We start from the raw sequence: 26,268 nt of genomic DNA, 5'->3' as shown, positions 1-26,268 counted from the left end.
CGAAGGAGTTGGGTCGATGGTTGCGCCGGCGAGCGACGACATCGTCGTCGATCACCTCACGAAGCAGTACAAGAAGCTGCGCGCGGTGGACGATCTCAGCTTCCGGGTGCGCTCCGGGCGGGTGACCGGCTTCCTCGGGCCCAACGGCGCCGGCAAGACCACCACGCTGCGCATGCTGCTCGGCCTGGTCACGCCGACCGCCGGGCACGCCACCATCGGCGGCCGGCGGTACATCGAGCTGCACGACCCGATCCGGCACGTGGGGGCGGTGCTGGAGGCGTCCAGCGCGCACCGCGGCCGCACCGGGCGCAACCACCTGCGGATGATCTGCCGGGCGGCCGGCCTGCCCGACTCCCGCGCCGACGAGACGCTCGAGCTGGTCGGGCTCACCCCGGCCGCCAAGCGCAAGTTCAAGGGCTACTCGCTCGGCATGCGTCAGCGGCTGGGCATCGCCGCCGCCATGCTCGGCGACCCGCGGGTGCTGATCCTCGACGAGCCGGCCAACGGCCTCGACCCCGAGGGCATCCGCTGGATGCGTGACCTGCTCAAGGCGCTGGCCGCCGAGGGGCGTACGGTCCTGGTCTCCAGCCACCTGCTGGGCGAGATGCAGCTGCTCGCCGACGACGTGGTGATCGTGGCGGCCGGCAGGCTGATCCGGCAGGGCCCGGTCGACGACGTGCTCGGCTCGATGGGCGCGGCCCAGGTGCGGGTGCGCACCCCGCAGGCGTCCGAGCTGACCGACGCGCTCTTCAAGATCAATGCCACGGTGTCCCCGCAACCGGACGGCTCGCTGCTGGTCGCCGGGGCCGAGGCGGCCGCGATCGGGCACGCCGCCTTCACCGCCTCCGTCGAGCTGCACGAGCTCACCCCGGAACGCGGCGACCTCGAACAGGTCTTCCTTCAGCTCACGGCCGGAATGGCAGGCATCCGATGAGACTGGTCAACGCCGAGCTCTTCAAGCTCCGCACCACCTCGCTGTGGTGGATCATGGGGCTGATCCTGGTGCCGCTCTATGCGCTCAGCGTCGGCTTCAACTGGCTCACCTCGTACGCGTTGATCAGCGGCCAGGCCAACGGCGGCGGCGCCGACGCGCAGGCCCAGGTCGAGGCGGCCAGCCTGCCGATCAACATCGCCACCAACCTCTACACCACCGGGCAGTACATGGGCGTGCTGATCGTCCTGCTGCTCTCCGCGATCATCGTGACCAGCGAGTTCTTCCACCTCACCGCCACCACCACGTTCCTGGTGACACCCCGGCGGGAGGCGGTCATCCTGGCCAAGCTCGGCGCCGGGATCGTCGTGGGCCTCGTGGTCTGGGCCGTCACCACGGCACTCAACCTGCTGCTGGTGCCGATCATCATGGATGCGCTGAACGTACCCTCCCAGTTCGGCGAGCCGGCGGTGTGGCGGGCGATCGGGCTCAACGCGCTGGCCTTCGTGCTGTGGGCGGTGCTCGGCGTCGGGCTCGGCGTGCTCATCCGCAGCCAGCTGGCGGCCACGCTGATCCTCGCCATCGTCTACACGGTCGGCTCCACGGCGCTCGGGGTGATCTTCAGCCTGCTCGCCGACCACGTGGCCAAATGGATCGACAAGCTCGAGGTGCTGATCCCGACCACGGCGTCGCAGCTCATGCTGTCGGGTACCGAACTTCCCGGTAACCCTCCGCGCTGGGTCGGCGCCGCCGTGTTGATCGGCTACGCGATAGTTGCGGGAGTCGTGGGTACGCTGATTACCAAGCGTAGGGATATCAGCTAACGAACCTTAAGTTTCCGCGTCCGGACCCCCGACGCGGGGACGAGCCACGCCCGGGCACGGCGTAGCCTTGACACCGAATTCTTCCCGTCCCACGCGACGAAGCGGTTGCGTGCTGACAAACACGGTGAAAGAGGCGAACACGAAAGTGTCGACCCAGCAGACTTCGCAAGACAACCCACTCGCGGACTTCGGTCCCAACGAGTGGATCGTCGACGAGATGTACCAGCGCTACTTGGCCGACCCCTCCAGCGTCGACCCGGCCTGGCACGACTTCTTCGCCGACTACAAGCCGGCGATGGCCACCGGATCGATCGTCACGCCCGACGAGGCGACCGCCGCGAACGCGACCGCCTCGGCGGCCCGCGCCGGCACGGACGCCCCGGCCGCGGTGACGGTCGCGCCGGTGAAGCCCACCGTGCCCGAGGCCGCGAAGCCTGCTACCACGCCCAAGCCGGCCCCGGCCGCGAAGCCCGCACCGGCCGCCTCGAACGGGAAGGCCCCCGAGGGCGCCAAGGTCACTACTCTGCGTGGCGTCGCCGCCAAGATCGTGCAGAACATGGACGCCTCGCTCGAGGTGCCCACCGCGACCTCGGTGCGGGCCGTCCCGGCCAAGCTGATGGTCGACAACCGCATCGTCATCAACAACCACCTCGCCCGCGGGCGCGGCGGCAAGGTCAGCTTCACCCACCTCATCGGCTGGGCCCTGGTCCGCGCCGTGGTCGCCCACCCGGAGATGAACAACTCATACGCCGAGATCGACGGCAAGCCCGCGCTGGTCACCCCCGAGCACATCAACCTCGGCATCGCCATCGACCTCGCCAAGAAGGACGGCTCCCGCACCCTGGTGGTGCCGTCCATCAAGAACTGCGAGGACATGGACTTCCGCAAGTTCTGGCAGGCGTACGAGGACGTGGTCCGGCGCGCCCGCCGCAACGAGCTGACCATGGACGACTACACCGGCACGACCATCTCGCTGACCAACCCGGGCGGCATCGGCACGGTGCACTCCATCCCGCGGCTGATGAGCGGGCAGAGCGCGATCATCGGCGTGGGCGCCATGGAGTACCCGGCGCAGAACGCCGGCATGAGCGACGAGACCCTGTCCGACCTCGGTGTCAGCAAGGTCACCACGCTCACCAGCACGTACGACCACCGGGTCATCCAGGGCGCTCAGTCCGGCGAGTTCCTCAAGGTGATGAACGAGCTGCTGCTCGGCGACCACGGGTTCTACGACGACATCTTCACCTCGCTGCGCATCCCGTACGAGCCGGTGCGCTGGGTGCGGGACGTCGCGCGCACCTCCGAGGGGCAGATCGACAAGGCCGCGCGGGTGGTCGAGCTGATCCACGCGTACCGGGTGCGCGGTCACCTGATGGCCGACACCGACCCGCTCGAGTTCGAGATCCGCCGCCACCCCGACCTGGACGTGCTGCAGCACGGCCTGACCCTGTGGGACCTCGACCGCACGTTCCCGGTCGGCGGCTTCGCCGGCAAGCAGCGGATGAAGCTGCGTGACGTGCTCGGCGTGCTGCGCGACACGTACTGCCGCCGGGTCGGCATCGAGTACATGCACATCCAGGGCCCCGAGGAGCGGCGCTGGATCCAGGACCGGATCGAAATCAAGTACACCAAGCCGGACCAGGACGAGCAGAAGCACATCCTCAACCGGCTGAACGCCGCCGAGGCCTTCGAGACCTTCCTGCAGACCAAGTTCGTCGGGCAGAAGCGGTTCTCGCTGGAGGGCGGCGAGTCGCTGATCCCGCTGCTGGACGCCGTGCTCCAGTCGTCGGCCGAGGCACAGCTGGACGAGATGGTGATCGGCATGGCCCACCGCGGCCGGCTGAACGTGCTCGCCAACATCGTCGGCAAGCCGTACGAGAAGATCTTCTACGAGTTCGAGGGTCAGATGGACCCGAAGTCCTCGCACGGCTCCGGCGACGTGAAATACCACCTGGGCCAGACCGGGAAGTACACGACGCCGGACGGCGAGAGCTCGACGACCGTCAGCGTGGTGGCCAACCCGTCCCACCTGGAGGCGGTCGACCCGGTGCTCGAGGGCATCGTCCGCGCCAAGCAGGACCGCCTCGACCTGGGCCTGCACGGCTACACCGTGCTCCCGGTGCTGGTGCACGGCGACGCCGCGTTCGCCGGTCAGGGCGTGGTCGCCGAGACGCTCAACCTCTCCCAGCTGCGCGGGTACCGCACCGGCGGCACGGTCCACGTGATCGTGAACAACCAGGTCGGCTTCACCACCGCGCCCGAGTACAGCCGCTCGTCGATGTACTCGACCGACGTGGCCCGGATGATCCAGGCGCCGATCTTCCACGTGAACGGCGACGACCCGGAGGCCGTCGTGCGGGTCGCGAAGCTGGCCTTCGAGTACCGCCAGGCGTTCAACAAGGACGTCGTGATCGACCTGGTCTGCTACCGCCGCCGCGGCCACAACGAGGGCGACGACCCGTCGATGACCAACCCGCGGATGTACCAGATCATCGACACCAAGCGCTCGGTGCGGAAGCTGTACACCGAGGACCTCATCGGCCGCGGCGACATCACCGTCGACGACGCCCAGGAACAGCTGCGCGACTACCAGTCCCAGCTGGAGCAGGTCTTCAAGGCCACCCGGGACGCGGCCGGCACGCCGCCGCGACCGCGGGTGATCGCCGAGGAGCCGGAGCCGCTGGTGGACACCGCGGTCGACGCCGCCGTGGTCGCCTCGGTCGGCCAGGCGCACATCGAGCTGCCCGAGGGCTTCACCCCGCACAAGCGGGTCCAGCAGCTTCTCGAGCGGCGGGCCAAGATGGCCAACGACGGCGGCATCGACTGGGCGTTCGGCGAGCTGGTCGCGTTCGGCTCGCTGCTCAGCCAGGGCGTCACGGTCCGGCTGGCCGGGCAGGACTCGCGGCGCGGCACGTTCGTCTCCCGGCACGCCTCGATCGTCGACTCGAAGACCGGTAAGGACTTCCTGCCGCTGTCCACGCTGACCACCGGCAACGCCCGGTTCTTCGTGCACGACTCGCTGCTCAGCGAGTACGCCGCGATGGGCTTCGAGTACGGCTACTCGGTGGAGAACCCGGACGCGCTGGTGCTCTGGGAGGCCCAGTTCGGCGACTTCGCCAACGGCGCCCAGTCGATCGTGGACGAGTTCATCTCCTCCGGCGAGGTGAAGTGGGGCCAGCAGTCGTCGCTCGTGCTGCTGCTCCCGCACGGCCAGGAGGGCCAGGGTCCGGACCACTCGTCCGGCCGTCCCGAGCGGTTCCTGCAGCTGTGCGCGCAGGACAACATGCGGGTGGCCAACGTCACCACCCCGGCGAACTACTTCCACCTGCTGCGTCGCCAGGCGCTGACCACCAAGCGCAAGCCGCTCGTGGTGTTCTCGCCGAAGTCGCTGCTGCGGCACAAGCTCGCCACGTCCTCGGTCGCCGACTTCACCCAGGGCAGCTTCCAGCCGGTGATCGGCGACGCCGGGGTCAACGGGGCACCTTTGGCGAATAGCTCGGTGCGGAGGGTATTGCTCTGCTCCGGCAAGGTCTACTACGACCTGTTCCAGGCACGGGCCGAGCGCGGCATCACCGACACCGCGATCATCCGGATGGAGCAGATCTACCCGCTGCCGGTGGCCGAGCTCAAGGCGGTGCTCGCCCAGTTCCCGAACGCCGAGGACTTCGCCTGGGTGCAGGAGGAGCCGGCCAACCAGGGCGCCTGGTCGTTCGTGGCGCTCAACCTGCTCGAGCACCTCGAGGGCGTCCGCCTGCGGCGCATCTCCCGGCCGGCGGCGGCCGCGCCGGCGGTCGGCTCGGCGAAGATGCACGACGCCGAGCAGTCGGCGCTGATCGAGGCCGCGCTGCCGCGGCTGTGACGCAGCCGTAATTTTGGCAACGGGGCGCTCCGCCAGGTGCGGAGCGCCCCTTTTATGATCCCCGCATGTACTTCACCGACAGGGGCATCGAGGAACTGGTCGAGCGGCGCGGCGAGGAAACCGTGACCTTCGAGTGGCTGGGCCAGCAGCTGCGCACCTTCGTCGACCTGCACCCGGAGTTCGAGACGCCGGTCGAGCGCCTGGCCACCTGGCTGGCCCGCCACGACGAGGATGACGAGGAGTGACGCGCCGCGCCCGATCCGCCGGATAGAACGGGCCGCGGGCGCCGAGATCGACGCGACGGCGTGGTGGGCCCGGATCCCGGCGGTGGCCGCGGTGCTGGAGCATGGGCTGAACCTGCCGGCCGGCGTGACCTTCCTGGTCGGCGAGAACGGGTCGGGGAAGTCCACCCTGATCGAGGCGCTGGCCGGGGTGCACGGGCTGAACGCCGAGGGCGGCTCGCGGGGTGCGATGCACGCGACCCGGGTCACCGAATCCCCGCTGGCCGAGGCGCTGCAGGTGGTGCGGACACCCGGTAGGCGGGTCAATTCGTACTTCCTGCGGGCCGAGACCATGCACGGCCTGTACACGTACCTGGAGAATCTGCCCTGCTCGCCGGATGCCGACCTGCACGACCGCAGCCACGGCGAGGGTTTCCTCACCCTGCTCGAGCGCAAGTTCCGCGGGTACGGCTTCTATCTGATGGACGAGCCGGAGGCACCGCTCTCGTTCACGTCCACCCTGCGGCTGGTCGCCCAGCTGGACAAGCTGCGGCTGGCCGGCGCGCAGGTGGTGGTGGCCACCCATTCGCCGCTGCTGACCGCCTTGCCCGGCGCCACGATCATGGAACTGGGCGAGCACGGCATCCGCCGCACCACGTGGGACGAGCTGGAGCTGACCAACCGCTGGCGCCTCTTCCTCGCCGAACCGGCCGCCTACCTGCGACACATGCTGTAGGGCTCGGCCCAGGCTCGCGGGAGCCCGGGCCGAGGTGGTGGCGTCAGTTCGTCTCGACCGCACCGCCCGACGGCGGCTCGAGCAGTGTGAGGATTTGGTCCACCTTCGTGTCCAGGCCAGTCACCTTGGTATCAAGCCTGTCGACCTTGGTATCAAGCCTGTCGACCTTGAACTCAAGCGCCAGCACCCTCACGTCATGGAGGTCGAGGGCACTATCGAGGCTCTTGAGCTTGCGGTCGATCAGCGTAAACCGGTCGCCATGACCGGCGACGGCCTTCTCCAGCCGCGTCAACTGCTCGCCGTGCTCCACCTGCGTTTCCCGAATGGCCTGCACCACGCTCGTGGTGTGCCTCTGCTGCTCCTCCAACCGAGAAAGGTCGTGGTCCACCGAGGCCCGCAGCCTCGCTTCCCTATTGACTCGGCGCTCCAGGGACGAGAGCCGTCGTTCGAGGTTGTCGTCGTTCACCGATCCTCCATGTCGCACGAGTTGCCGAACGTAGCGACCGCACCTCCCACCGTTCATCCCGCTCCCCGCCCTGTGGATAAACAGTTGTCGTGGGACTAGTGTCGCGCGCCAAGGCCTGATGCACAAGAGGGCTTTTGGCCCGGTGCTGTTCTGGCTGGGCCGGTAGGTTGAGGGCGTGGCACGAAGCGTCTATGTCGCCGGGCTCGGCCCCGGTGTCGGCAAGAGCACCGTCGCGCTCGGGCTGGTCGAGTTGCTCTCCCGGCAGGTGGCGCGGATCGGCGTGTTCCGGCCGCTGCTCGCCGGTCCCGGCGACGATGCCCTGCTCACCCTGCTGACCGAGCGCTATCCGGTGATGGCCGGCTATGCCGAGTCGTTCGGCGTGACCGCGGCCGAGGCCGGCTCGCTGATCGCCGACGGCAAATGGGAAGACCTGATCAGCCGGATCGTCGAGCGGTACCGCGAGGTCGAGCGGCGGTGCGCGTCGGTCGTGGTGATCGGCAGCGACTTCCTCGGCGGTCCGGCGTCCGGCGGCGACGAGATGCCCCGCGAGCTGGCCTTCAACACCCGGCTGGCGACCGAGTTCGGCAGCGTGGTGATCCCGGTGGTCAGCGGCGGGGGGCGCACCGACGAGACCCTGGGCGCCGCCGCCCGCAGCGCGTACCACTCGCTGAGCGACCTCGGCGCCACCGTGCTGGCGGTGATCGCCAACCGCGTACCGGATGGGGTGGGTGCGCAAGCCGACGCCGGGCTGCCGGTCCCGATGTGGTCGATCCCGGAGGTCGCGGCGGTGGCCGCGCCGACGGTGGCCGAGGTGGCGGCCGCGATGGACGCCACCGTGGTCACCGGCACCGACAGCGCGCTCGACCGGGACGTGCTCGACTACGTGGTGGGCGCCGCGCACGTGCCGACCCTGCTCGAGCACCTGACCGACGGGACCCTGCTGATCACCCCGGGCGACCGGGCCGACCTGTTGGTCGCCGCGAGCGCCGCGCACGCCGCGGGCAACGTCACGCTGGCCGGGCTGGTGCTGACCCTCGGCGAGTTCCCCGACCCGCGGGCGGTCGCCGTGATCGAGCGGCTGAACACCGGGCTCGCGATGCTGGTCGTGCGCTCCGACAGCTACCACACGATCGCCACCGCGGCCCGGATCGAGGCCCGGCTCAGCACCCGCACGCCGCGGAAGGTGCAGGCCGCGCTCGGCGCGTTCGAGGAGAGCGTGGACACCGCCGAGCTGGCCCGGCTGCTCGACGTGGCCCGGTCGTCCCGGGTCACCCCGCTGATGTTCGAGAACGATCTGATCGACCGGGCCCGGGCCGAGCGCCGCCACCTGGTGCTGCCGGAGGGCACCGAGGAGCGCATCCTCCGGGCCGCCGAGACGCTGCTGCGCCGCGGAGTCGCCGACCTGACCCTGCTCGGCGACCCGGCCGAGATCACCCGGCGGGCCCGCGAGCTGGGCGTCTCGATCGGCGACGCGCGGCTGGTCGACCCGGCGACGAGCGAGTGGCGGGACGGGTTCGCCGAGCGCTACGCCGAGCTGCGCCGCAAGCGCGGGGTCACCCTCGACCTCGCGTACGACGTGGTCCGCGACGTCAACTACTTCGGCACGATGATGGTCGCCGAGGGGCTGGCCGACGGGATGGTCTCCGGCGCCACCCACACCACCGCGGCCACCATCCGCCCGGCGTTCGAGATCATCCGCACCACCCCGGACGTCTCGGTGGCGTCCAGCGTGTTCTTTATGCTGCTGGCCGACCGGGTGCTGGTCTACGGGGACTGCGCGGTCAACCCCGACCCGGACGCCGAGCAACTGGCCGACATCGCCCTCTCCTCGGCGCGGACGGCGGCGGCGTTCGGCATCGAGCCGCGGGTGGCGATGCTGTCGTACTCCACCGGCAGTTCGGGGGCGGGCGCCGACGTGGAGAAGGTCGCGGCGGCCACCGCGCTGGTTCAGAAGCGCCGGCCCGATCTGCCGGTGGAGGGACCGATCCAGTACGACGCGGCGGTCGACCCCGCGGTGGCGGCCACCAAACTGCCGCACAGCGAGGTCGCCGGCAAGGCCACGGTCTTCGTCTTCCCCGACCTGAACACGGGGAACAACACGTACAAGGCGGTCCAGCGGTCGGCCAACGCGGTCGCCGTCGGTCCGGTCATGCAGGGCCTGCGCCGGCCGGTCAACGACCTGTCCCGGGGCGCGACGGTCAAGGACATCGTCAACACGGTGGCGATCACGGCGATTCAGGCGGCGGTGCGATGACCCGGGTGCTGGTGCTCAACTGCGGCTCCTCATCGGTGAAATACCGGCTCTTCGACGGCGCCGGGACGGTCGCCAAGGGCCTGGTCCAGCGGATCGGCGAACAGGGCGGGGACGCCGCCGACCACCTCGCCGCGCTTCAGCGGATCATGGCGGAGACCGACCTGGACGGGCTGGCCGCGGTCGGGCACCGGGTGGTGCACGGCGGTCCCGACTTCGGCGAGCCCACGGTGATCGACGACGCCGTGGTCGAGCGGATCGAGGCGCTGGTCCCGCTGGCGCCGCTGCATCAGCCGGCGGCGCTGAGCGGCATCGAGGTGGCCCGCAAGCTGCTGCCGTCGGTGCCACAGGTGGCGGTTTTCGACACCGCGTTCCACGCGACGATTCCGCCCGAGGGCTTCACCTGGGCGATCGACCCGAAGCTCGCGGAGCGGTGGCAGATCCGGCGGTACGGGTTCCACGGCACCTCGCACGCGTACGTGGCGCGCCGCACCGCCGAGATCCTGGGTCGTCCGCCGGCCGAGGTCAACGTGATCACCCTGCACCTCGGCAACGGCGCCAGCGCCTGCGCCGTCCAGGGCGGCCGCAGCATCGCCACCTCGATGGGCCTGTCCCCGCTGGACGGTCTGGTGATGGGCACCCGCAGCGGCGCGATCGACCCGACGGTGATCTTCCACCTGCACCGGGTGGCCGGCCTGCCGATCGACGAGATCGAGACGCTGCTGACCCGGCACGCCGGCCTGCTCGGCCTCACCGGGGACAACGACCTGCGTGCGGTGGAGTCCCGCCGGGAGGCCGGCGACGCGGCGGCCATCCTCGGCTTCGACGTCTACATCCGCCGCATCCGCGAGTACGTGGGCGCCTACCTGGCCGTGCTGGGCCGGGTCGACGCGATCGCGTTCACCGCGGGCGTGGGCGAGAACTCACCGGAGGTCCGGGAGGCGACGCTGTCCGGGCTGGAGCCGCTGGGCATCGCGCTCGACCCGGTACGCAACGCGGCCGCCGCCCCGATCATCTCGCCGGACGGCGGCCGCACCGCAGTGTGCGTGGTCCCCACCGACGAGGAACTGGAGATCGCCAACCAGTCCCGCGCCGCGCTGGGGCTCCACGACTGACCGATCAGGCGACGAGCCAGATGATCAGGGCGATCAGCACCACGGCCACGACCACGCCGGTGACGATCAGAGGAGTCTTGGAGGCCGCGGCCTCCGGCTGCGGGGTCTGGGTGAAGGCACGGAACGCCTCGGTGTTGCCACTGGGATCGACGCTGTTGTCAGACATGGCCAAGACCATAGCGAAAGGGTTCCTGCGCCGACCAACGCCACTCGCGATCCCACCTCGCCTACCAGGACGAATGCGCCGGGTCTGAGGATTTCACCCCTTGGTGGGCGGGTTGGCCGTAACTTTGGATCATGAGGACGCGGCGGCCGGGTGGGGTGGTGATCGCGCTCGTTCTCGCCCTGGCGGGCACGGGTTGCGTGCACACATCGGCGCCGATCGCCGTACCGTTCCCGCCGGTCGTCGCGCCCGCGCCGGTCGCCTACCCGGTTGGGCTGCGCATCCTTCGGCTGCACCGTGGCCCGGACCGCCCGCTGCCGACGCTCGTCTTCTATCCCGCGGCCGTGCGCCTGCCGGTCCGGGCCGCCGTCCCGCCCGCGCCGGGCCGGTTTCCGCTGGTCATCTTCTGCCACGGGCTGAGCGGCTCGGCGCCGCGGTACGCGGACACCCTGGCCGACTGGGCCGCGGCCGGATTCGTGGTAGCCGCGCCGACGTTCCCCCACACGAGCGAGTTCACCGACGACTTCGAGCGACCGGACATCGTCAACCAGCCGGCCGACGCCCGCTTCGTGCTGAACGCGGTCGCGCGACTGAACGAGACCGCCGGCGACCCGCTGTGGCACCGGATGGACACCGACCACCTGGCCGCGATCGGGCACTCGGCCGGCGGCTACACCACCACCGGGCTGTTCACCGCCGGGCACGACCCGCGGCTGCGGGCGGGCGTCATCATGGCCGGGTGGGGTGCCAAGGGTGCGTTCGCCGGGCCACCCGCGACCATGCTGTTCCTGCAGGGCAAGGCCGACCCGATCGTGCCGGTGGCGAGCAGTCGCCGGCTGTTCTCCCGGGTGCCCTGGCCCAAGTCGTACGTGCTGATGCGCCGCGACTCGCACGCCACCTACCTGCGGCCGGGCGACATCGGGTACGACACGATGAACTCGCTGGTCATCGACTTCCTGCGGTGGACGCTCGACGGCGACACGGCGGCCTGGAGCGGGTTGCCGCCGATGGAGTACCCACAGCTCTCAGTGCAGTAGGTCGAGCAGCTCAGTGTCGAGCAGCTCAGTGTCGAGCAGCTCAGTGTCGAGCAGCTCAGTGCAGTAGGTCGAGCGCGACCTTGCCGAAGACGTCGCCCGACGCGAGGTGTGCGAAGGCGTCCGCCACCGCCGTGAAGCCGTAGGTCGAGTCGATGATCGGGTGCACGTTCTTCGCGACGCACAGGTCGAGCAGCGCGGCCAGCTCCTCCCGGCTGCCCATGGTGCTGCCGAGCAGTTCCAGCCGCATCGCGAACAGTCGCCGCAGGTCGATCGTGGCCAGGTGGCCGCCGGTCGCCCCGCACACCACAATTCGGGCGCCCGGGGCCGCGCACTTCATCGAGTGGTCGAAGGTGGGCTCGCCGACCGACTCGATCACCACGTCGACCCGCTCGGGGAGCCGCGCGCCGGGCTCGATCGCGGTGGCGCCCAGCGCGGCGATCCGCTCCCGCTTTCCGGGATCGCGGCTCGACGCGTACACCCTCTTGCCCATCGCCAGCGCGAGCGCGACCGCCGCGGTGGCCACCCCGCCGCCGGCGCCCTGCACGAGCACCGCGGCGCCCTCGTCGACGCGGCCTCGGGTGGTGAGCATGTGGAAGGCGGTGAGCCAGGCGGTCGGCAGGCAGGCGACCTCCAGGAACGACAACCCGGCCGGCTTGGCGATCAGGTTCGCCCGGGGCACGGCGACCCGCTCGGCGAGGGTGCCCGGGTGACGCTCGGAGAGCAGCGAATACCCGCGGGGATCGCCCGGGTCGGCCACCACCGGGTAGATCACGACCTCGTTGCCGTCCGGGTCCACGCCCGCGGCGTCACAGCCGAGGATCATCGGCAAGCGGTCCGGCGGCAGCCCCACGCCGCGCAACGACCAGAGGTCATGGTGGTTGAGCGACGCCGCCCGCACGTCGATGGTCACCCAGCCGTCCGGCGTGGCCGGCTCGGGCGCCTCGCCCACGCTCAGCACCCGCAGCGGTTCGTCCTGGTCGGCTCCGATGGCGATAGCAGCGCGCATTCTCCGACCCTATAGAAGACCCCATTTCCGGTACGAGGGCTCGCCCGTCCCCCACCGCATCGATGTCCGCCCCCGCCGTCGCGAGGCGGCCGGGCGGTGGGTCGCGCCCGCGGTCCGCCGCCGGGCGGAGCTGCCGGGCCGAGCGCGCTTCGCGCGCTCACCTACACCCCGCCGCCCGTGCCCCGCGCCGCACCGCACACTCGGCCGCACCGCTCGCTCCGCCGCACCGCTCGCTCCGCCGCCCCGCCATCCCGCACGCGGCCACCGCGCCGCGCACTCCGACCTCCCGCGCAGCCCGCATTCTCGGGAGGGCCGCCGTCTCGGGCAGGCCGCCGCCGTCTCAGTCAGGTGGGCCGCCGCCGTCTCAGGTGGGCCGCCGCCGTCTCAGGTGGGCCGCCGCCGTCTCAGGTGGGCCGCCGCCGTCTCAGGTGGGCCGCAGTCTCGGGTGGGCCGCCACCTCGGGCGGGCCGCCGGAGACGGCGAAGCCCGGCGGCCGTCGCGGCCGCCGGGCTTGCTCGAAGCGCTGCGGGATCAGACTCTCGAAGCGCTGCGGATCAGTTGATGTCGGACTCGGTCAGCAGCGACAGCGTCGACTTGCGCGGCTCGGGCGCCGACGGTCCCACGTGCCGGCGAGCCACCCCGTCGCGCGCCGCGGCCTCGGCCACCGCCGCCGCGACCGCCGGGGCGACCCGCGGGTCGAGCGGCGACGGCACGATCGCCTCGGCGCGCAGGTCGTCGGAGACCACGTCGGCGATGGCCTCGGCCGCCGCCACCTTCATCGCGTCGGTGATCGTCGTGGCGCGGGAGTCGAGCGCGCCCCGGAAGATCCCCGGGAAGGCGAGCACGTTGTTGATCTGGTTGGGGAAGTCGCTGCGGCCGGTCGCGACGATCGCCGCGTACTTGTGCGCGATGTGCGGCGGCACCTCGGGCGTCGGGTTGGCCAGCGCGAAGATGATGCCGCGCGGCGCCATCCCGGCCAGCGCCGCCTCGGGGATCGCGCCGCCGGAGACGCCGATCAGCACGTCCGCGCCGATCAGGGCCTCGGCGATGCCCCCGGTGCGCCCGGAGAGGTTCGTTGTGGCCGCCAGCTCCGCCTTGATCGAGGTCAGGTCGCCGCGCTCGGCGTGGACGATGCCCCGCGAGTCGCAGATGATCACGTTGGCGCCGTCGACGCCGGCCGCGATCAGCGTCTTGGTGATCGCGACGCCGGCCGCGCCCGCCCCGCTGATCACCACGCGCAGGTCGGCGAAGCGCCGCTCGAGCAGCTTGGCCGCGTTGCGCAGGGCGGCGAGCGTGACCACCGCCGTGCCGTGCTGGTCGTCGTGGAAGACCGGGATGTCCAGCTCGGCGTCGAGCCGCCGCTCGATCTCGAAGCAGCGCGGGGCGCTGATGTCCTCGAGGTTGATGCCCCCGAACGACGGCGCCATCGCCTTGACCGCCGCGATGATGCCCTCGACGTCCTGCGTGTCCAGGCAGATCGGGATCGAGTCGACCCCGCCGAACTGCTTGAACAGGATCGCCTTGCCCTCCATGACCGGCATCGCGGCCTTGGGCCCGATGTTGCCGAGGCCGAGCACCGCGCTGCCGTCGGTGACGACGGCGACCGTGTTGGCCGTCCAGGTGTAGTCGGGGTAGAGCGAGGGGTCGTCGGCGATGGCCTCGCAGACCCGGGCCACGCCGGGGGTGTACGCGAGGGACAGGTCGTCGCGGCTGGCCAGCGAGACGGTGGGGCTGATCGACATCTTCCCCTGCCTGTGCAGGTCGAAGACGGGGTCGGCGGCTAGGGCGGGATCGAGCTCGAAGCTGAAGAATGACACGGTGACTCCACACGGCATCGGCATTGACACGGTGCACCGGCGCGGTCCTCGATCGCGAATGAGCGTCGAGCGGCGGTGCGATGCGGGGATCACCCGGGGTAGCAACCCGCTGCGCGGGTGTGCGCTGCGGTTTCTGGACCTTAACTTAGCCGACCAGGCCGCGGATAGTAACGAATTAACACGCGGCCAATGACATCCGCCACCCCGTACCGCCGGGAGTCGTCCTCGACCAGTGCGTTGTCGCCCTGGATCCACCAGCCGCCGTCCTGCTCGCGGACCGCCCGCTTCACCACCAGCAGCTCCGGCCGGGCCCGGAATCGCGCCACGACCAGGTCCCCGGCCCGCACCCGGCCGCCGCGGCGGACCAGCAGCGCGTCGCCGGAGCGCAGGACGGGCGCCATCGACGGCCCGCTCACCAGGACGGCGAACAGTGGTAATTGCCACCTCAAGGCAGTTGTCCTCCGTTGCGTTACGGCCGAGATGTAAGGGGTAGTGTCAACCGCGGATCATCGCAAACCCGTATGGAGGAGTCCTGATGCGACTTCCGCGTTTCCTCACGCCGCGTACCGTGGTCAGCGCCCACTGCGACCTGCCCTGCGGCGTCTACGACCCGGCACAGGCCCGGATCGAGGCCGAGTCGGTGAAGGCCATCCAGGAGAAGTACCAGGCGAACACCGACCCCGAGTTCCGCACCCGCGCCATCCTCATCAAGGAGCAGCGGGCCGAGCTCGTCAAGCACCACCTCTGGGTGCTGTGGACGGACTACTTCAAGGCCCCCCACTTCGAGAAGTACCCGAACCTGCACCAGCTCTTCAACGAGGCCACCAAGCTGGCCGGCGCGGCCGGCGCCAAGGGCTCCCTGGACCCGGCGATCGGCGACCAGCTGCTCGCCAAGATCGAGGAGATCTCGAAGATCTTCTGGGAGACCAAGCAGGCGTGAGCTTCACCGCTACGGTGCGGCCGGTGCGTCCCTCGGACGTGCCGGCCGTTGTCGCCATGGTCCATGAGCTGGCCGACTTCGAGCGCGCGGCCGACCAGTGCCACCTGACCGCCGAGCAGCTCACCGGGGTGCTCTTCGACGAGCCCACCGTCTTCGGCCACGTCGCGGTCGACGCCGGCGACCAGCCGGTCGGCTTCGCGCTCTGGTTCCTCAACTTCTCGACCTGGACCGGCACCTCCGGCATCCACCTCGAGGACCTCTACGTGCGCCCCGAGGCTCGGGGCACCGGCGCCGGCGGTGCCCTGCTGGCCGCGCTGGCCGACCTCTGCGTCCGCCGCGGCTACCAGCGCCTCGAGTGGGTGATGCTGGACTGGAACCCGGCGGCCGAGTTCTACGCCGCGATCGGCGCCACGGTCACCGCCGACTGGCTGCCGTACCGCCTCTCCGGGGACGCGCTGCACCGGCTCGCCGAGCGGGCCTCCCCGGCCGCCGCGCTGAACGGCTAGGCTGCCTGGCGTTGGGAGGAAACGGTGACCTTGACGCACGCGCACCCTGATCCGGCCCTCGGCGACGACGTCGTCCTGCTGACGGTGCCCGCCGACGGCGGCTACCTGGGCGTGCTCCGCACCGCGACGGCCGGCCTCGCGGCCCGGCTCCACTTCGCGCTGGACGAGATCGAGGACCTGCGGATCGCCGTCGACGAGGCGTGCGCGATGCTGCTCGCGATCGCCACCCGCGGCGCCGAGCTGGCGTGCCGCTTCGCGGTGACCGACGACGCGCTGACCGTCGAGGTGAGCGTGACGACGGTGCGCGGCGCCCGCCTGCCGGCCGAGTCCTCCTTCGCGTGGAAGGTGCTGACCGCGCTGACCACCTCGGCCACGGCCGAGACCAGTGGTCAGCGGGCGACCATCCGGCTGCTCACCCGCCGTATTGAGGCATGATCTGGCGCTCGCGGGTGCTCGACCCGACGTAGTCGAGGTGGCTGCTCGCCGTCCGGCGGGCCGACTCCACGTCCCGCGCGGTGATGCAGTCGATCATCGCGCGGTGATCGGCGTCGATCCGCGTCCAGTAGTCCGCCGGCAGGTTGGCGGTGACGTCCGCGCCGAACTGAGCGTGGTAGAGCGGGCGCACCACCAGCTCGAAGAGCGGGTTGCCGGTCGCCTTGGCCACCGCCATGTGGAACGCCGCGTGCGCCGCCATCTTGGTCTCGAAGTCGTCGAGATCCGGGTCGAAGAGCGCGCCGCGGATCTCGATGAGGTGTTCCTCGGTACGCCGCGCCGCGGCCAGCCCGGCGGCCGGCACCTCGAGGGCCCGGCGCAGCTCCAGCAGGTCGGCGAGGTCCACATCGGCCGAGTTGGTCAGCAGCGTGAAGCCGGCGGCCAGACCGTCGGCCAGTTGCTCGGCGTCGGGATGGGCGACGAAGCTGCCACCGGTCACGCCGCGGGTGGTGACGATGAGGTGCTGGCTGGCCAGCAGCCGCAGCGCCTCCCGCACCGTGCTGCGGCTGACCCCGGTCTTCACGCACAGCTCGGGCTCGGGTGGCAGCCGTTCACCCGGTTGCAGTCGTCCCGATGTGATGTCCGCGCGTAGCTCGTCTGCCAGGAGTTGATAGGCGGGCGGCCGCACCGTTGATCCGGTCACCTACACAGGGTAGGCCCTGCGTAGGGACACGAGGGCCATTAATCGACGCCGAGCGCTCGGGTTGTCGGCGGAACCACGACGAGCACTCCGGTCAACACGCCCCAGGCCAGCATGACGAGGCCGAGACAGAGCGGATGCACCTGAACCAGGAAGCCACCCGCGGCAATCACGAACAGCTGCACGACGATCGCCGGCCCGCGGGCGTGCAGGGACCGGCGGCCGAGCGCGCGGGCCACGAAGAAGACACTCACCGCGCCGATCGCGGCCAGCACGATGAGCGCGATCGCCATCGCGACCACGTCGAGAGTGCGCGTCACCGTGACGATCGTCAGCCAGACCGTCAGCGCGGCCAGCCCGGCGCACTGCAGGTAGAGCAGCCGAACCGCCCACACCAACGTCGCCGGATTGTCAACGACGGCATTCTCACCCTTCTCAGCGGTCACCCGAGCACCATACCGACAGACCCCGGGCCGATCTCCGGGTACAGTGCCGCCCATGCGAGCGTTACTGGTGGTTAACCCCAAGGCCACCACCACCAGCGAGCGCAGCCGCGACGTGCTGGTCCGGGCGCTGCGCAGCGCGGTCAGCCTGACCGTGGAGTACACGAAGCGCCGCGGGCACGCCACCGCGCTGGCGCGGGCCGCCGCGGAGAGCGGCGTCGATGTCGTGGTGACCCTGGGCGGCGACGGCACGATCAACGAGGCGGTCAACGGCCTGATGGCCGCGCACGCCGCGCTGGACGGCATCAGCGGCCCGCGGGCCAACGCGCTGCCCGCGCTCGCCGTGGTGCCCGGCGGATCGACCAACGTCTTCGCCCGCGCGCTGGGCCTGCCCCGCGACTGGGTGGACGGCACCAGCGTGATCCTCGAGGCGCTGCGCGACGGCCGGCACCGGGTGATCGGGCTCGGCCGGGCCGACGACCGCTACTTCACCTTCGCCGCCGGCGTGGGACTGGACGCGGCGGTGGTGCGCCGGGTCGAGCAGTCCCGGCTGCGCGGCCGCAAGTCGACCCCCGCGCTCTACTTCCGCTCGATCGTCGGGCAGTTCCTGGTCGGCGACGACCGGAAGAACCCGCCGCTCTCGATCGAGCGGCCCGGCGAGCCGGCCGAGCTCGACCTCGGCACGGTCATCGTGCAGAACACCGCACCGTGGACATACCTGGGTGACCGGCCGATCAATCCGAATCCGGCGGCGTCCTTCGACCGCGGGCTGGACGTGCTCGCCCTGCGGGGCCTGGCGGTGACCAGCACCACACGTACTCTCGCCCAGTTGGCCACCCGCCGTGGCGACCCGCACGGCAAGCAGGTGCTGCAGCTGCACGACCAGGACGAGTTCACCGTGGTCGCGAGCCGGCCGCAGGCCTTCCAACTGGACGGCGATTACCTGGGGGAACGGCAGAAGGTGCACTTCGCGTCCGTCCCCGAAGCACTGCGCGTGATCTGCTGACCAGCGCTCCGTACACAGCGGCCACGCTCCCGGGCAGCCATCACGATCCGTTACAGAAAGTCGGGCAAAAGGTCGGCGAGGCGGCCCGGACCGTACTACATTGATGGGGGCGTAGGTCATCCGGCTCTGGCGCTTCTCGAAACAGCAGGGGCAGAACCGGACAAAGGGGTCGTGAGCCAGCTCACCCGCGGGGAGAAAATTCCGCCGCTACCCTTGACATCGCACGAGTTCGTGAAAGCATTCACAAGCGATAAGAAGTAACCGGGTGCCGCTTGCGCGCGTTCCTAATCCAGAAGCGCCGAACGACTCCGGGAACACCCAAAAGCTTGCTGCCGGTCACGGCGATCAGATGGGCTGTCCGCCCGACGACCGCCACCGTGCACGCATAGGTAAACCAGTACGCGAATTCATTACCCCATCCGAAACAAGGAGTGTTGCCGCCATGGACTGGCGTCACGATGCGATCTGCCGCGACGAGGACCCGGAGCTGTTCTTCCCGATCGGGACGTCCGGCCCCGCGCTCCTGCAGGTCGAGCAGGCCAAGGCCGTGTGCCGGCGGTGCCCCGTGACCTCCGAATGCCTCGCGTGGGCACTCGAGTCCGGTCAGGACGCCGGCGTCTGGGGCGGGATGAGCGAGGACGAGCGGCGCGCGGTCAAGCGTCGTGGCGGCCTTCGGGTCGGCGCTCCCACCGCCTGACCCAATCCCCCCGAAGCATTTGCGCCCCGGACCGATCGGTGCCGGGGCGTCTTGCTGTTCTGACTCGATTACGGAGCGCGGGGATTCCGGCCAGGTGCCGGAGAGCGCGAATTCGATCACGTTGGGTTTCATCGAGATTCACGAAATGATCTCGAAAATGACGAGCCAGGCAAACAAATAGTCTCCGGCGCCTTACCCTCCGTTGTAGACACGGGAGCTGGTCGCTCGGTGACGCTGCGCTACGACGGAACGGTCACGCGGCGGCGAGCAGACCCGAGAGGCTCTCGTCCACCCTTGCCGCCACCAGGCGGGCGATCTCCGGTGCGTCGGTGAGCGGCTCGGCCACGGCCACCGCGCCGGCCTCGAGCGCCGAACGGGCCGCCAGGTCGTACAGCCGGCCCGGAGCCAGGAAGTAGGCGGCGACGCCGATCCGGCGGGCGCCGGAGGCCCTCAGGAGATCCACAACGGCACCGGGGAGCGGCGGGGCGGCCGAGGCATAGGAGACGGCGCACGGGACGCTCAGGCGGGCGCTGAGGGCATCGGCGGCCCGCTCGACCGTCGCCCGGGCGGCCGCGTCGCGGGTGCCGGCCGCCGCCAGCACCACCGCGTCGAGCCGATCGGCGGGCAGCCGCCGCACCAGCCCCTCGATGACCGCCGGCGCCGGACCCAGCACCGGCGCGAGGGTGACCGAGACCGGCAGGCCGGCCGCCGCGGACAGCACCGCGGGAAGGTCGACCCGGCCGTGGTAGGCCTTGGTCAGCAGCAGCGGGACCACGACGGCCCGGCGCCCCGGCAGTGCGGCGAGCACGTCCAGCGGGCGCGGGCCGGCGTGGTCCAGGTAGGTCGCCCGGACCTCCCAGTCGGGCCGGACCCGGCGCACCGCGCAGGCCAGCGCCTCGGTCGCCGCCGCGGCCCGCGGATCCCGGCTGCCGTGGGCCACCAGGACCACGGCGAGCCGGTCAGGGCCGGTCAGACGTGGGCCGGTCAGACGTGGGCCGGTCAGACGTGGGCCGGTCAGACGTGCAGACCGCATTCGGTCTTCTCGAACATCGCCCAGCGGCCCGCGCGCGGGTCCTCGCCGGCCTGGGTACGCCGGGTGCACGGCCAGCAGCCGATCGAGCCGTACCCCTTCTTGAACAGCTCGTTGACCGGCACGTTCCACCGGCTGACATAGCGGTCCACGTCGGCCTGGGTCCAGGCCGCGATCGGGTTGACCTTGACCTTGCCCTTCTTCGCGTCGAAGGCGACGACCGGCGTGTTGGCGCGGGTCGGCGACTCGTCGCGGCGCAGGCCGGTGGCCCAGGCGTCGTAGTCGGCCAGGGCGCGCTCGAGCGGCTCGACCTTGCGCAGGAAGCAGCACTCGTCGGGGCTGCGGGCGAACAGCCGGGGGCCGAACTCGCCGTCCTGCTGGCCCACGGTCATCCGCGGCCGGATCGAGCGGACGTTGACGTCCATGGTCGCGGCGACGGTGTCGCGCACCTTGAGCGTCTCCGGGAAGTGCAGGCCGGTGTCGAGGAAGACCACGTCGACGCCCGGGGAGACCCGGGAGAAGAGGTGGGCCACGACGGCGTCGGCCATCGAGCTCGTCACGCAGAACCGCGCGCCGAACGTGTCGGTCGCCCACTTGGCGATCCGCTCGGCGGGGGCGCCCTCCAGCGCGACGGCCGCGTCGCGGGCGAGAGCCTCGAGCTCGGCGGGCGTACGGCGACCGGCCTCGACCGGTCCCGGCGCGGCGCCGAGTGTGACGAGATTGAGAGACGTGGCGGCGACGATCGTCATCGGTTGACTCCCTTGGAAAGCAGACCGTTGAACTTCACCGTGAAAACCCGAGCGCAGGAGTGGCACTCCCAGGCTCCGTGCGAGGCCTCGTGCGGAAAGAGGTCCTCTTCCCCGCAGTAGGGGCAATAGAGGGGCGTCGACCGGGTGTCGCTCATCTGATGAGCTCCTCGTCCGCGCGGACCACCCAGGTGGCGAACGACTCCTGCGCCGACGACCGGTCGGCCAGGTAGTTGGTGGCGAGGCGCTCCACGTACCCGGGAAGCTCCTCGGCGGTGGCCTTGAGGCCACGGACCTTGCGGCCGAAGCCGGCGATCTCGCCCTTGGCCATGCCGAGCGCGCCGCCCAGGTGGATCTGGAAGCCCTCGACCTGCTCGCCGTTCTCGTTCATCACCAGCTGGCCCTTGAGGCCGATGTCGGCGACCTGGGTGCGCGCGCAGGCGTTCGGGCAGCCGTTGATGTTGATCGAGATGTCCGCGTCGAAATCGCCCAGTCGCTGCTCGAGCCGGGACACCAGGTCCTCGCCGCGCTTCTTGGTCTCGACGATCGCGAGCTTGCAGTACTCGATGCCGGTGCAGGCCATCGTGCCCCGCCGCCAGCTGGACGGCCGCGCCTCCAGCCCGATCTCGCGCAACCCGGTGACCAGCGACTCCACCTGATCGTCGGCAACGTCGAGGACCAACAGCTTCTGGTACGGCGTGAGCCGCACCCGCTGCGACCCGTGCCGCTCGACCACGTCGGCCAGCCGGGCGAGCTGAGTGCCGGACGAGCGCCCGACCACCGGCGCCGCCCCCACGTAGTTGAGCCCGTCCCGCTGCTTGTGCACGCCGATGTGATCGATCGGCTTCTCCGGCAGCTCCGGCTCGGGGCCGTCGATCAGCGCGCGGCCGAGGTACTCCTTCTCCAGCACCTCGCGGAACCTGGCGACACCCCAGTCGGCGAGCAGGAACTTCAGCCGGGCGCGGTGGCGCAGCCGGCGGTAGCCGTAGTCGCGGAAGATGCCGACCACGCCCTCCCAGACATCCGGGATCTCGGCGAGTGGCACCCAGGCGCCGAGCCGCTCGGCCAGGCGCGGGTTGGTGGAGAGACCGCCGCCGACCCACAGGTCGAAGCCGGGGCCGTACTCGGGGTGCACCACGCCGATGAACGAGACGTCGTTGGCCTGGTACGGGGTGTCGGCCAGCCAGCCGATGGTGGTCTTGAACTTACGCGGGAGGTTGGAGTACTTCGGGTCGCCGATGTACCGGGCGAGGATCTCGTTGATCGCCGGGGTGGCGTCCACCACCTCGTCGACCGAGATGCCCGCCACCGGGCTGCCCAGCACCACCCGCGGGCAGTCGCCGCAGGCCTCGGTGGTCTGCAGGCCGACCGCCTCGAGACGGCGCCAGATCTCCGGGACGTCCTCGATGCGTACCCAATGCAGCTGGATGTTCTGCCGGTCGGTGATGTCGGCCGAGTCGCGGGCGAACTCCTGCGCGATGCCGGCGATGGTACGAAGCTGGTCGAGGCTGAGCCCGCCGCCGTCGATCCGGACCCGGAGCATGAAGTACTCGTCCTCGAGCTCCTCGGGCTCGAGGATCGCGGTGCGACCGCCGTCGATTCCGGCCTTGCGCTGGGTGTAGAGGCCCCACCAGCGGAACCGGCCGCGCAGGTCGGCCGGGTCGATCGAGGCGAACCCGCGGTGCGCGTAGATGTTCTCGATGCGGGCGCGGACGTTGAGCGGGTTGTCGTCCTTCTTGCTGCGCTCATTGGGGTTGAGCGGCTCGCGGTGTCCGAGCGCCCACTGGCCCTCGCCGCGCGCCTTGCGAGGGCGGGCGGTCGGCGTAGCTGTGGTGCTGCTGGGCGCCATGTCGGCGGTCCTCCGGGTTTCGTGGGCGCGGAAGGACGCTCACGGCACCTGTGAGGCTCGTGACATCTGTGTCAGGAGAGTGCCGGCCGCGTCTCGCGCCCGAACTCAAATCGGGCGGCGTCAGTAAGCCGGACACATCGCGCTGCGGACACGGCCGTAGTCGACGTGGCGACGGGCCACGAAGCGGCGGTCAACTGCAGCGGTCATGTCGGTAAGCCTCTCACGGCCCGGCATTCTCGGCCAGTGCGGTCCAGATTCCGGGAGTGTGCGCAGCAGCACACCGGCAACATGGCGTTTACAACACGATGCGACCTGACCTCACGTCTTCCAGGTACACCTGCCACCCTTGTCCCCCGTGACGAACGTACGGCTCTCCCGACGCCTGGCTCCCGGCTGGCTACGGGTCCAGATCTGCTGGATCGTGCCCGCCGTGGCCACCTGGCTGGTGGTGAGCTGGGAGGTGGCCCGGCCGCAGCCGTGGCGGGACGAGGTCGCCAGCTGGAGCGTGGCCACCCGGACCGTGCCGGAGATCCTCGCGCTCGGCAAGAACACCGACGGCGTCCTCGTCCCGTATTACCTGTTCCTGCACTACTGGATCTCCTGGTGGGGCGACTCGGTGGCGGCGATGCGCATCCCGTCGATGGTCGCGATGACCGCCACGGCCGCCGCGGTGGCGCTGCTCACCCGCCGCTTCTGGGGCAACAAGGCGGGCATGCTGGCCGGCCTGCTGTTCGCGGTGATGCCGGCGGTCGCCCGCTACGGGCAGGAGATCCGCGGGTACGCGCTCGCCACGCTCTTCGCCACCCTGGCCACCCTCGCGCTGGCCTCGGCGCTGGAGAAGTCGGCCTGGTGGCGGTGGGTGCTCTACAGCCTATGCGTGGCGCTGATGGGCACGTCCCATCTGCTCAGCGTGCTCCTCCTCGCCGGGCACCTGGTGATGGCGATCGTGCTGGGCTGGTGGTTCGGCCGCTGGCGGATCCTGTGGTGGGTGCTCGCCGCGGCGGCCGGCTTGAGCGCGATCCTGCCGCTGACCCAACGCGGCCTGGGTCAGCAGAGCGAGCAGCTGAACTGGCTTGATCCGGCCACGCCCAAGGTGCTCGCCGAGGTCGCCGGTGCGATCTTCGTGGTGCCGCTCGTCGGCGGCGTCGTGATCGGGCTCGCGGTGGGCGCGCTGTGGCGCGAACGAGCCTCGGCGGCGGCGCTGATCTGGGTTTCCGCGCTGCTTCCGGTGGGGCTGCTCTACGCGTACGACCAATTGGTGTCGCCGATCTTCGTCGGGCGCTACCTGCTGTTCTGCGTGCCCCTGGTGTGCGCCCTGGCCGGCGCCACGCTGTCGGTCCTGCGCCTGCCGCTGGCACTGGTGGCCGTGCTGGCGATCGGCGCCCTGGGCGTCCCGGCGCAACTCTCCATGCGGCGCGACCACTCGGGTACCGACTACCGGTCCGCGGCCCAGGTCGTGCTGAACAACGCGCGGCCCGGCGACGGCATCATCTACGAGCCGCGGGACGGCTGGCAGTTCGTCGACCTCGCGCTCGGCTACTACCTGCGCGACCGCGCGCCGCGCGACCTGCTGCTCCAGTCGACCGAGCTGCAGAACGCCTCGCTGTGGGCCACCGAGTGCACCGACCAGGTGAAGTGCATCGGCAATACCCGGCGGATCTGGGTGGTCGCGGCCGACTACTCCGGGTCGCCCTTTCCCTTCCGGGCCAGCCCCACCAACGAGCTGCCGTACGGGGCGAACTCCGTGATCGACCGCTATTACGTCCCACTTGTCACCTGGCGGGTCAGCGGCATCACGATCGCCCTGTTCGTCCGCCCGCCCACCGTCTAGCGCTTGGCGAGCGGCACCACGAGGACCGCCTCGGTGCCGCCGCCGGCCCGGTTGCGCAGCTCGATGCTGCCGCGCAGCTCGCCGGTGGCCAGCGCGCGCACGATCTGCAGACCGAGCCGCCCGCTGGAGTCCGCGACGAACTGCGGCGGCAGGCCCTGGCCGTTGTCGGCGACCGTGACATGCAGCTGCTTGCGGAACCGGTGCGCGGAGACCACGACCTCGCCCGCCTCGGCCGGCGGCTCGATGCCGTCACCGACGCCTGGTCCGCCGGACGGCGCGGAAGTCTCGGCCGGCAGCGGCTCGGCGTCCTCCTCGGGCTCCGGGAAGCCGTGCTCCACCGCGTTGATCAGCAGCTCGTTGAGCACCATCACCAGCGAGGTGGCGATCTCGGCGGGCAGCACCCCGAAGGTGCCCTCCCGGCGCATCTTGACCGCGATGCTGGTCGCCGCGACCTCGGTGGCCGCGCTGGCCACCCGGTCGACGATCCCGTCGAACTCGACCGCCTCGTCGCTGGACATGGAGAGCGTCTCGTGCACCAGCGCGATCGAGGCAACCCGGCGCACCGACTCCTGCAGCGCCATCCGGGCCTCCGGCGCGTCCACCCGGCGGGCCTGCAGGCGCAGCAGGGCGGCCACGGTCTGCAGGTTGTTCTTGACCCGGTGGTGGATCTCCCGGATGGTGGCGTCCTTGGTCATCAGGGCGCGGTCCCGGCGGCGCACCTCGGTGACGTCGCGGACCAGCACCAGCGCACCGATCGGCACCCCGGCCGGCAGCAGCGGCAACGCCCGGGTCAGCACGGTCGCGCCGCGGGCCTCGACCTCCTGCCGGGGCGGGAACTCGCCGCGCAGGGCGGCCAGGATCTTCTCGGCGGTGTCGGTGCCCTCCAGCGGGTCGGCGGCCAGCCGGCTGGTCAGCATCGACAGCTCCTCGCCGACCAGGTGCGCGTTGAAGCCGAGCCGGCGGTACGCGGACTGCGCGTTCGGGCTCGCGTAGGTGACCTTGCCGCTCGCGTCGAGCCGGATCAGGCCGTCGCCCACCCGCGGCGCCGAGGTGGTCTCCCCCGGGTGCCGGGTCGGCGGGAACGTCCCGTCGGCCACCATCTGCGCCAGGTCGTCGGCGGTGGTCAGGTAGTTGAGCTCGAGCTGGCTCGGGGTGCGCGCGGTGGACAGGTTGGTGTCCCGGCCGATCACCGCGATGACCTCGCTCCAGCCCTCTTCGCGGTCGTTCTGGCCGCGCAGGCGCACCGGAACGGCCTCGTGCCGGGCGGGGGTGTCGCCGTACCAGACCGGGTCGCCCTCGCGCCAGATGCGCTCCTGGGTGAAGGCGATGTCCAAGTGCGCCACCTCCGGCCCGCCGGAGATCTTGCCGACCTGGTCGTCCTGGTACGCGGTGGGCGCCGTGGTCGGCCGCACCTGCGCCACGCAGAGGAACTCGCGCGGCCGGCCCGGCTCGGCCTTGACCGGCACCCACATCAGCAGGTCGGCGAAGGACAGGTCGGAGAGCAGCTGCCAATCACCGGCGAGCCGGTGCAGGTGGTCGATATCGGCGGGGCCGAGGCCGGTGTGCTCCTCGGCCAGATCGCGCAGGGTGGACACGGACCAAGACTGCCACGTCCGTGTTACCGGCAGCGGCGGGACGCCCAGGCAGGTTCGCGGAGTCGGC

25 protein-coding genes are annotated in these 26,268 nt (G+C 70.9%); 14 read left to right on the top strand and 11 right to left on the bottom strand.

All coding sequences use genetic code 11. The features are described 5' to 3' along the window. Nucleotides 1-16: 16 nt before the first annotated feature. The 5 genes from ODJ79_RS12335 (at nucleotide 17) to ODJ79_RS12315 (ending at nucleotide 6,571) form a co-directional block, all read left to right on the top strand. Complete coding sequence (locus ODJ79_RS12335) at nucleotides 17-934, top strand: ABC transporter ATP-binding protein (RefSeq protein ID WP_263023519.1); 918 nt, start codon at nucleotides 17-19, stop codon at nucleotides 932-934. Then, nucleotides 931-1,755: an ABC transporter permease subunit gene (locus ODJ79_RS12330; protein WP_263023518.1), complete on the top strand. Its 825-nt coding sequence runs from the start codon at nucleotides 931-933 to the stop codon at nucleotides 1,753-1,755. Before ODJ79_RS12335 ends, ODJ79_RS12330 begins: the two co-directional genes overlap by 4 nt. A 145-nt stretch (nucleotides 1,756-1,900) precedes the next feature. Then, a complete protein-coding gene (locus ODJ79_RS12325; protein ID WP_263023687.1) occupies nucleotides 1,901-5,614 on the top strand; it encodes a multifunctional oxoglutarate decarboxylase/oxoglutarate dehydrogenase thiamine pyrophosphate-binding subunit/dihydrolipoyllysine-residue succinyltransferase subunit in 3,714 nt (1,237 codons plus the stop codon). A gap of 65 nt (nucleotides 5,615-5,679) precedes the next feature. Next, nucleotides 5,680-5,859 carry a DUF6104 family protein gene (locus tag ODJ79_RS12320; RefSeq protein WP_263023517.1) on the top strand — a complete coding sequence of 60 codons (180 nt, stop codon included), beginning with the start codon at nucleotides 5,680-5,682 and terminating at the stop codon, nucleotides 5,857-5,859. Next, on the top strand, nucleotides 5,846-6,571 hold the full coding sequence (locus tag ODJ79_RS12315; RefSeq protein ID WP_263023516.1) for an AAA family ATPase: 726 nt from the start codon (nucleotides 5,846-5,848) through the stop codon (nucleotides 6,569-6,571). Before ODJ79_RS12320 ends, ODJ79_RS12315 begins: the two co-directional genes overlap by 14 nt. 43 nt (nucleotides 6,572-6,614) lie before the next feature. On the opposite strand, the gene ODJ79_RS12310 is transcribed toward ODJ79_RS12315, so the two are convergent. Beyond that, on the bottom strand, nucleotides 6,615-7,037 hold the full coding sequence (locus tag ODJ79_RS12310) for a hypothetical protein (protein WP_263023515.1): 423 nt from the start codon (nucleotides 7,035-7,037) through the stop codon (nucleotides 6,615-6,617). Nucleotides 7,038-7,212: 175 nt separating this feature from the next. On the opposite strand from ODJ79_RS12310, the gene pta reads away from it, so the two are divergent. Next, nucleotides 7,213-9,291 carry a phosphate acetyltransferase gene (gene pta, locus ODJ79_RS12305; protein WP_263023514.1) on the top strand — a complete coding sequence of 693 codons (2,079 nt, stop codon included), beginning with the start codon at nucleotides 7,213-7,215 and terminating at the stop codon, nucleotides 9,289-9,291. Further along, the gene (locus tag ODJ79_RS12300; protein ID WP_263023513.1) at nucleotides 9,288-10,403 is read left to right on the top strand and encodes an acetate/propionate family kinase; all 1,116 of its coding nucleotides are present in this window, start codon (nucleotides 9,288-9,290) and stop codon (nucleotides 10,401-10,403) included. The genes pta and ODJ79_RS12300 overlap by 4 nt, the downstream gene beginning before the upstream one ends. Nucleotides 10,404-10,407: 4 nt before the next feature. Here ODJ79_RS12300 and ODJ79_RS12295 read toward each other — a convergent pair whose 3' ends face one another. Then, entirely contained in the window at nucleotides 10,408-10,569 is a 162-nt protein-coding gene (locus ODJ79_RS12295; RefSeq protein WP_263023512.1) for a hypothetical protein, read from the bottom strand. Nucleotides 10,570-10,700: 131 nt separating this feature from the next. Here ODJ79_RS12295 and ODJ79_RS12290 point away from each other — a divergent pair, with 131 nt between their 5' ends. Further along, nucleotides 10,701-11,603 carry an alpha/beta hydrolase family protein gene (locus tag ODJ79_RS12290; protein WP_263023511.1) on the top strand — a complete coding sequence of 301 codons (903 nt, stop codon included), beginning with the start codon at nucleotides 10,701-10,703 and terminating at the stop codon, nucleotides 11,601-11,603. A gap of 55 nt (nucleotides 11,604-11,658) precedes the next feature. Here the strand turns inward: ODJ79_RS12290 and ODJ79_RS12285 are convergent, their stop codons facing one another. The 3 genes from ODJ79_RS12285 to ODJ79_RS12275 all read right to left on the bottom strand — a co-directional run bounded on the left by ODJ79_RS12285 (nucleotide 11,659) and on the right by ODJ79_RS12275 (nucleotide 14,875). Continuing rightward, nucleotides 11,659-12,609 carry a zinc-binding dehydrogenase gene (locus ODJ79_RS12285; RefSeq protein ID WP_263023510.1) on the bottom strand — a complete coding sequence of 317 codons (951 nt, stop codon included), beginning with the start codon at nucleotides 12,607-12,609 and terminating at the stop codon, nucleotides 11,659-11,661. A 554-nt stretch (nucleotides 12,610-13,163) separates the two neighbouring features. Then, entirely contained in the window at nucleotides 13,164-14,444 is a 1,281-nt protein-coding gene (locus ODJ79_RS12280) for an NADP-dependent malic enzyme (RefSeq protein WP_263023509.1), read from the bottom strand. Between the two features lie 122 nt (nucleotides 14,445-14,566). Further along, nucleotides 14,567-14,875, bottom strand: a complete 309-nt coding sequence (locus tag ODJ79_RS12275; RefSeq protein WP_263023508.1) for a S26 family signal peptidase — start codon at nucleotides 14,873-14,875, stop codon at nucleotides 14,567-14,569. An 86-nt stretch (nucleotides 14,876-14,961) separates the two neighbouring features. Here ODJ79_RS12275 and sodN point away from each other — a divergent pair, with 86 nt between their 5' ends. The 3 genes from sodN to ODJ79_RS12260 are packed head-to-tail and all read left to right on the top strand — an operon-like array spanning nucleotide 14,962 to nucleotide 16,307. After that, nucleotides 14,962-15,366, top strand: a complete 405-nt coding sequence (gene sodN / locus ODJ79_RS12270; protein ID WP_263023507.1) for a superoxide dismutase, Ni — start codon at nucleotides 14,962-14,964, stop codon at nucleotides 15,364-15,366. A gap of 56 nt (nucleotides 15,367-15,422) precedes the next feature. Then, nucleotides 15,423-15,872, top strand: a complete 450-nt coding sequence (locus ODJ79_RS12265) for a GNAT family N-acetyltransferase (RefSeq protein ID WP_263023686.1) — start codon at nucleotides 15,423-15,425, stop codon at nucleotides 15,870-15,872. A gap of 30 nt (nucleotides 15,873-15,902) precedes the next feature. Next, complete coding sequence (locus ODJ79_RS12260) at nucleotides 15,903-16,307, top strand: anti-sigma regulatory factor (protein ID WP_263023685.1); 405 nt, start codon at nucleotides 15,903-15,905, stop codon at nucleotides 16,305-16,307. On the opposite strand, the gene ODJ79_RS12255 is transcribed toward ODJ79_RS12260, so the two are convergent. Together ODJ79_RS12255 and ODJ79_RS12250 are read right to left on the bottom strand one after the other, a co-directional pair. Then, nucleotides 16,285-17,007, bottom strand: coding sequence for a FadR/GntR family transcriptional regulator (locus ODJ79_RS12255; protein WP_263023506.1), 723 nt, complete (start codon nucleotides 17,005-17,007; stop codon nucleotides 16,285-16,287). The genes ODJ79_RS12260 and ODJ79_RS12255 overlap by 23 nt on opposite strands. Before the next feature lie 38 nt (nucleotides 17,008-17,045). Further along, on the bottom strand, nucleotides 17,046-17,450 hold the full coding sequence (locus ODJ79_RS12250; protein WP_263023505.1) for a hypothetical protein: 405 nt from the start codon (nucleotides 17,448-17,450) through the stop codon (nucleotides 17,046-17,048). 52 nt (nucleotides 17,451-17,502) lie between these two features. Here ODJ79_RS12250 and ODJ79_RS12245 point away from each other — a divergent pair, with 52 nt between their 5' ends. Next, entirely contained in the window at nucleotides 17,503-18,453 is a 951-nt protein-coding gene (locus tag ODJ79_RS12245; RefSeq protein ID WP_263023504.1) for a diacylglycerol/lipid kinase family protein, read from the top strand. 442 nt (nucleotides 18,454-18,895) lie between these two features. After that, on the top strand, nucleotides 18,896-19,150 hold the full coding sequence (locus tag ODJ79_RS12240) for a WhiB family transcriptional regulator (RefSeq protein ID WP_030438685.1): 255 nt from the start codon (nucleotides 18,896-18,898) through the stop codon (nucleotides 19,148-19,150). A 253-nt stretch (nucleotides 19,151-19,403) separates the two neighbouring features. Here the strand turns inward: ODJ79_RS12240 and ODJ79_RS12235 are convergent, their stop codons facing one another. From ODJ79_RS12235 to ODJ79_RS12225, 3 genes are all read right to left on the bottom strand, one after another. After that, entirely contained in the window at nucleotides 19,404-20,183 is a 780-nt protein-coding gene (locus ODJ79_RS12235; RefSeq protein WP_411267304.1) for a sirohydrochlorin chelatase, read from the bottom strand. Beyond that, on the bottom strand, nucleotides 20,165-20,929 hold the full coding sequence (locus ODJ79_RS12230; protein WP_263023503.1) for a phosphoadenylyl-sulfate reductase: 765 nt from the start codon (nucleotides 20,927-20,929) through the stop codon (nucleotides 20,165-20,167). Before ODJ79_RS12230 ends, ODJ79_RS12235 begins: the two co-directional genes overlap by 19 nt. 151 nt (nucleotides 20,930-21,080) lie before the next feature. After that, nucleotides 21,081-22,775: a nitrite/sulfite reductase gene (locus ODJ79_RS12225; protein WP_263023502.1), complete on the bottom strand. Its 1,695-nt coding sequence runs from the start codon at nucleotides 22,773-22,775 to the stop codon at nucleotides 21,081-21,083. 355 nt (nucleotides 22,776-23,130) lie between these two features. Between ODJ79_RS12225 and ODJ79_RS12220 the strand changes: the two genes are divergently transcribed. Continuing rightward, nucleotides 23,131-24,606: a glycosyltransferase family 39 protein gene (locus tag ODJ79_RS12220; RefSeq protein ID WP_263023501.1), complete on the top strand. Its 1,476-nt coding sequence runs from the start codon at nucleotides 23,131-23,133 to the stop codon at nucleotides 24,604-24,606. Here the strand turns inward: ODJ79_RS12220 and ODJ79_RS12215 are convergent. After that, complete coding sequence (locus tag ODJ79_RS12215; protein WP_263023500.1) at nucleotides 24,603-26,201, bottom strand: sensor histidine kinase; 1,599 nt, start codon at nucleotides 26,199-26,201, stop codon at nucleotides 24,603-24,605. The two genes, ODJ79_RS12220 and ODJ79_RS12215, sit on opposite strands and share 4 nt — an antisense overlap. Nucleotides 26,202-26,268: the final 67 nt, after the last annotated feature.

This window comes from Actinoplanes sp. KI2, from assembly GCF_025630775.1.
Classification (GTDB): Bacteria; Actinomycetota; Actinomycetes; order Mycobacteriales; family Micromonosporaceae; genus Actinoplanes.
The sequence above is the reverse complement of the archived record's forward strand: the minus strand, read 5'-3'. Positions and strand labels throughout refer to the sequence as shown.

What these genes read in the sequence shown, in the direction of transcription:
- ODJ79_RS12335 (WP_263023519.1), top strand. Translation starts at nt 17, where the DNA reads ATGGTTGCGCCGGCGAGCGACGACATCGTCGTCGATCACCTCACGAAG.
- ODJ79_RS12330 (WP_263023518.1), top strand. Translation starts at nt 931, where the DNA reads ATGAGACTGGTCAACGCCGAGCTCTTCAAGCTCCGCACCACCTCGCTG.
- ODJ79_RS12320 (WP_263023517.1), top strand. Translation starts at nt 5,680, where the DNA reads ATGTACTTCACCGACAGGGGCATCGAGGAACTGGTCGAGCGGCGCGGC.
- ODJ79_RS12315 (WP_263023516.1), top strand. Translation starts at nt 5,846, where the DNA reads ATGACGAGGAGTGACGCGCCGCGCCCGATCCGCCGGATAGAACGGGCC.
- ODJ79_RS12300 (WP_263023513.1), top strand. Translation starts at nt 9,288, where the DNA reads ATGACCCGGGTGCTGGTGCTCAACTGCGGCTCCTCATCGGTGAAATAC.
- ODJ79_RS12295 (WP_263023512.1), bottom strand. Translation starts at nt 10,569, where the DNA reads ATGTCTGACAACAGCGTCGATCCCAGTGGCAACACCGAGGCGTTCCGT.
- ODJ79_RS12290 (WP_263023511.1), top strand. Translation starts at nt 10,701, where the DNA reads ATGAGGACGCGGCGGCCGGGTGGGGTGGTGATCGCGCTCGTTCTCGCC.
- ODJ79_RS12285 (WP_263023510.1), bottom strand. Translation starts at nt 12,609, where the DNA reads ATGCGCGCTGCTATCGCCATCGGAGCCGACCAGGACGAACCGCTGCGG.
- ODJ79_RS12280 (WP_263023509.1), bottom strand. Translation starts at nt 14,444, where the DNA reads ATGCCGTGTGGAGTCACCGTGTCATTCTTCAGCTTCGAGCTCGATCCC.
- sodN (WP_263023507.1), top strand. Translation starts at nt 14,962, where the DNA reads ATGCGACTTCCGCGTTTCCTCACGCCGCGTACCGTGGTCAGCGCCCAC.
- ODJ79_RS12265 (WP_263023686.1), top strand. Translation starts at nt 15,423, where the DNA reads ATGGTCCATGAGCTGGCCGACTTCGAGCGCGCGGCCGACCAGTGCCAC.
- ODJ79_RS12245 (WP_263023504.1), top strand. Translation starts at nt 17,503, where the DNA reads ATGCGAGCGTTACTGGTGGTTAACCCCAAGGCCACCACCACCAGCGAG.
- ODJ79_RS12240 (WP_030438685.1), top strand. Translation starts at nt 18,896, where the DNA reads ATGGACTGGCGTCACGATGCGATCTGCCGCGACGAGGACCCGGAGCTG.
- ODJ79_RS12235 (WP_411267304.1), bottom strand. Translation starts at nt 20,183, where the DNA reads ATGCGGTCTGCACGTCTGACCGGCCCACGTCTGACCGGCCCACGTCTG.
- ODJ79_RS12230 (WP_263023503.1), bottom strand. Translation starts at nt 20,929, where the DNA reads ATGACGATCGTCGCCGCCACGTCTCTCAATCTCGTCACACTCGGCGCC.
- ODJ79_RS12225 (WP_263023502.1), bottom strand. Translation starts at nt 22,775, where the DNA reads ATGGCGCCCAGCAGCACCACAGCTACGCCGACCGCCCGCCCTCGCAAG.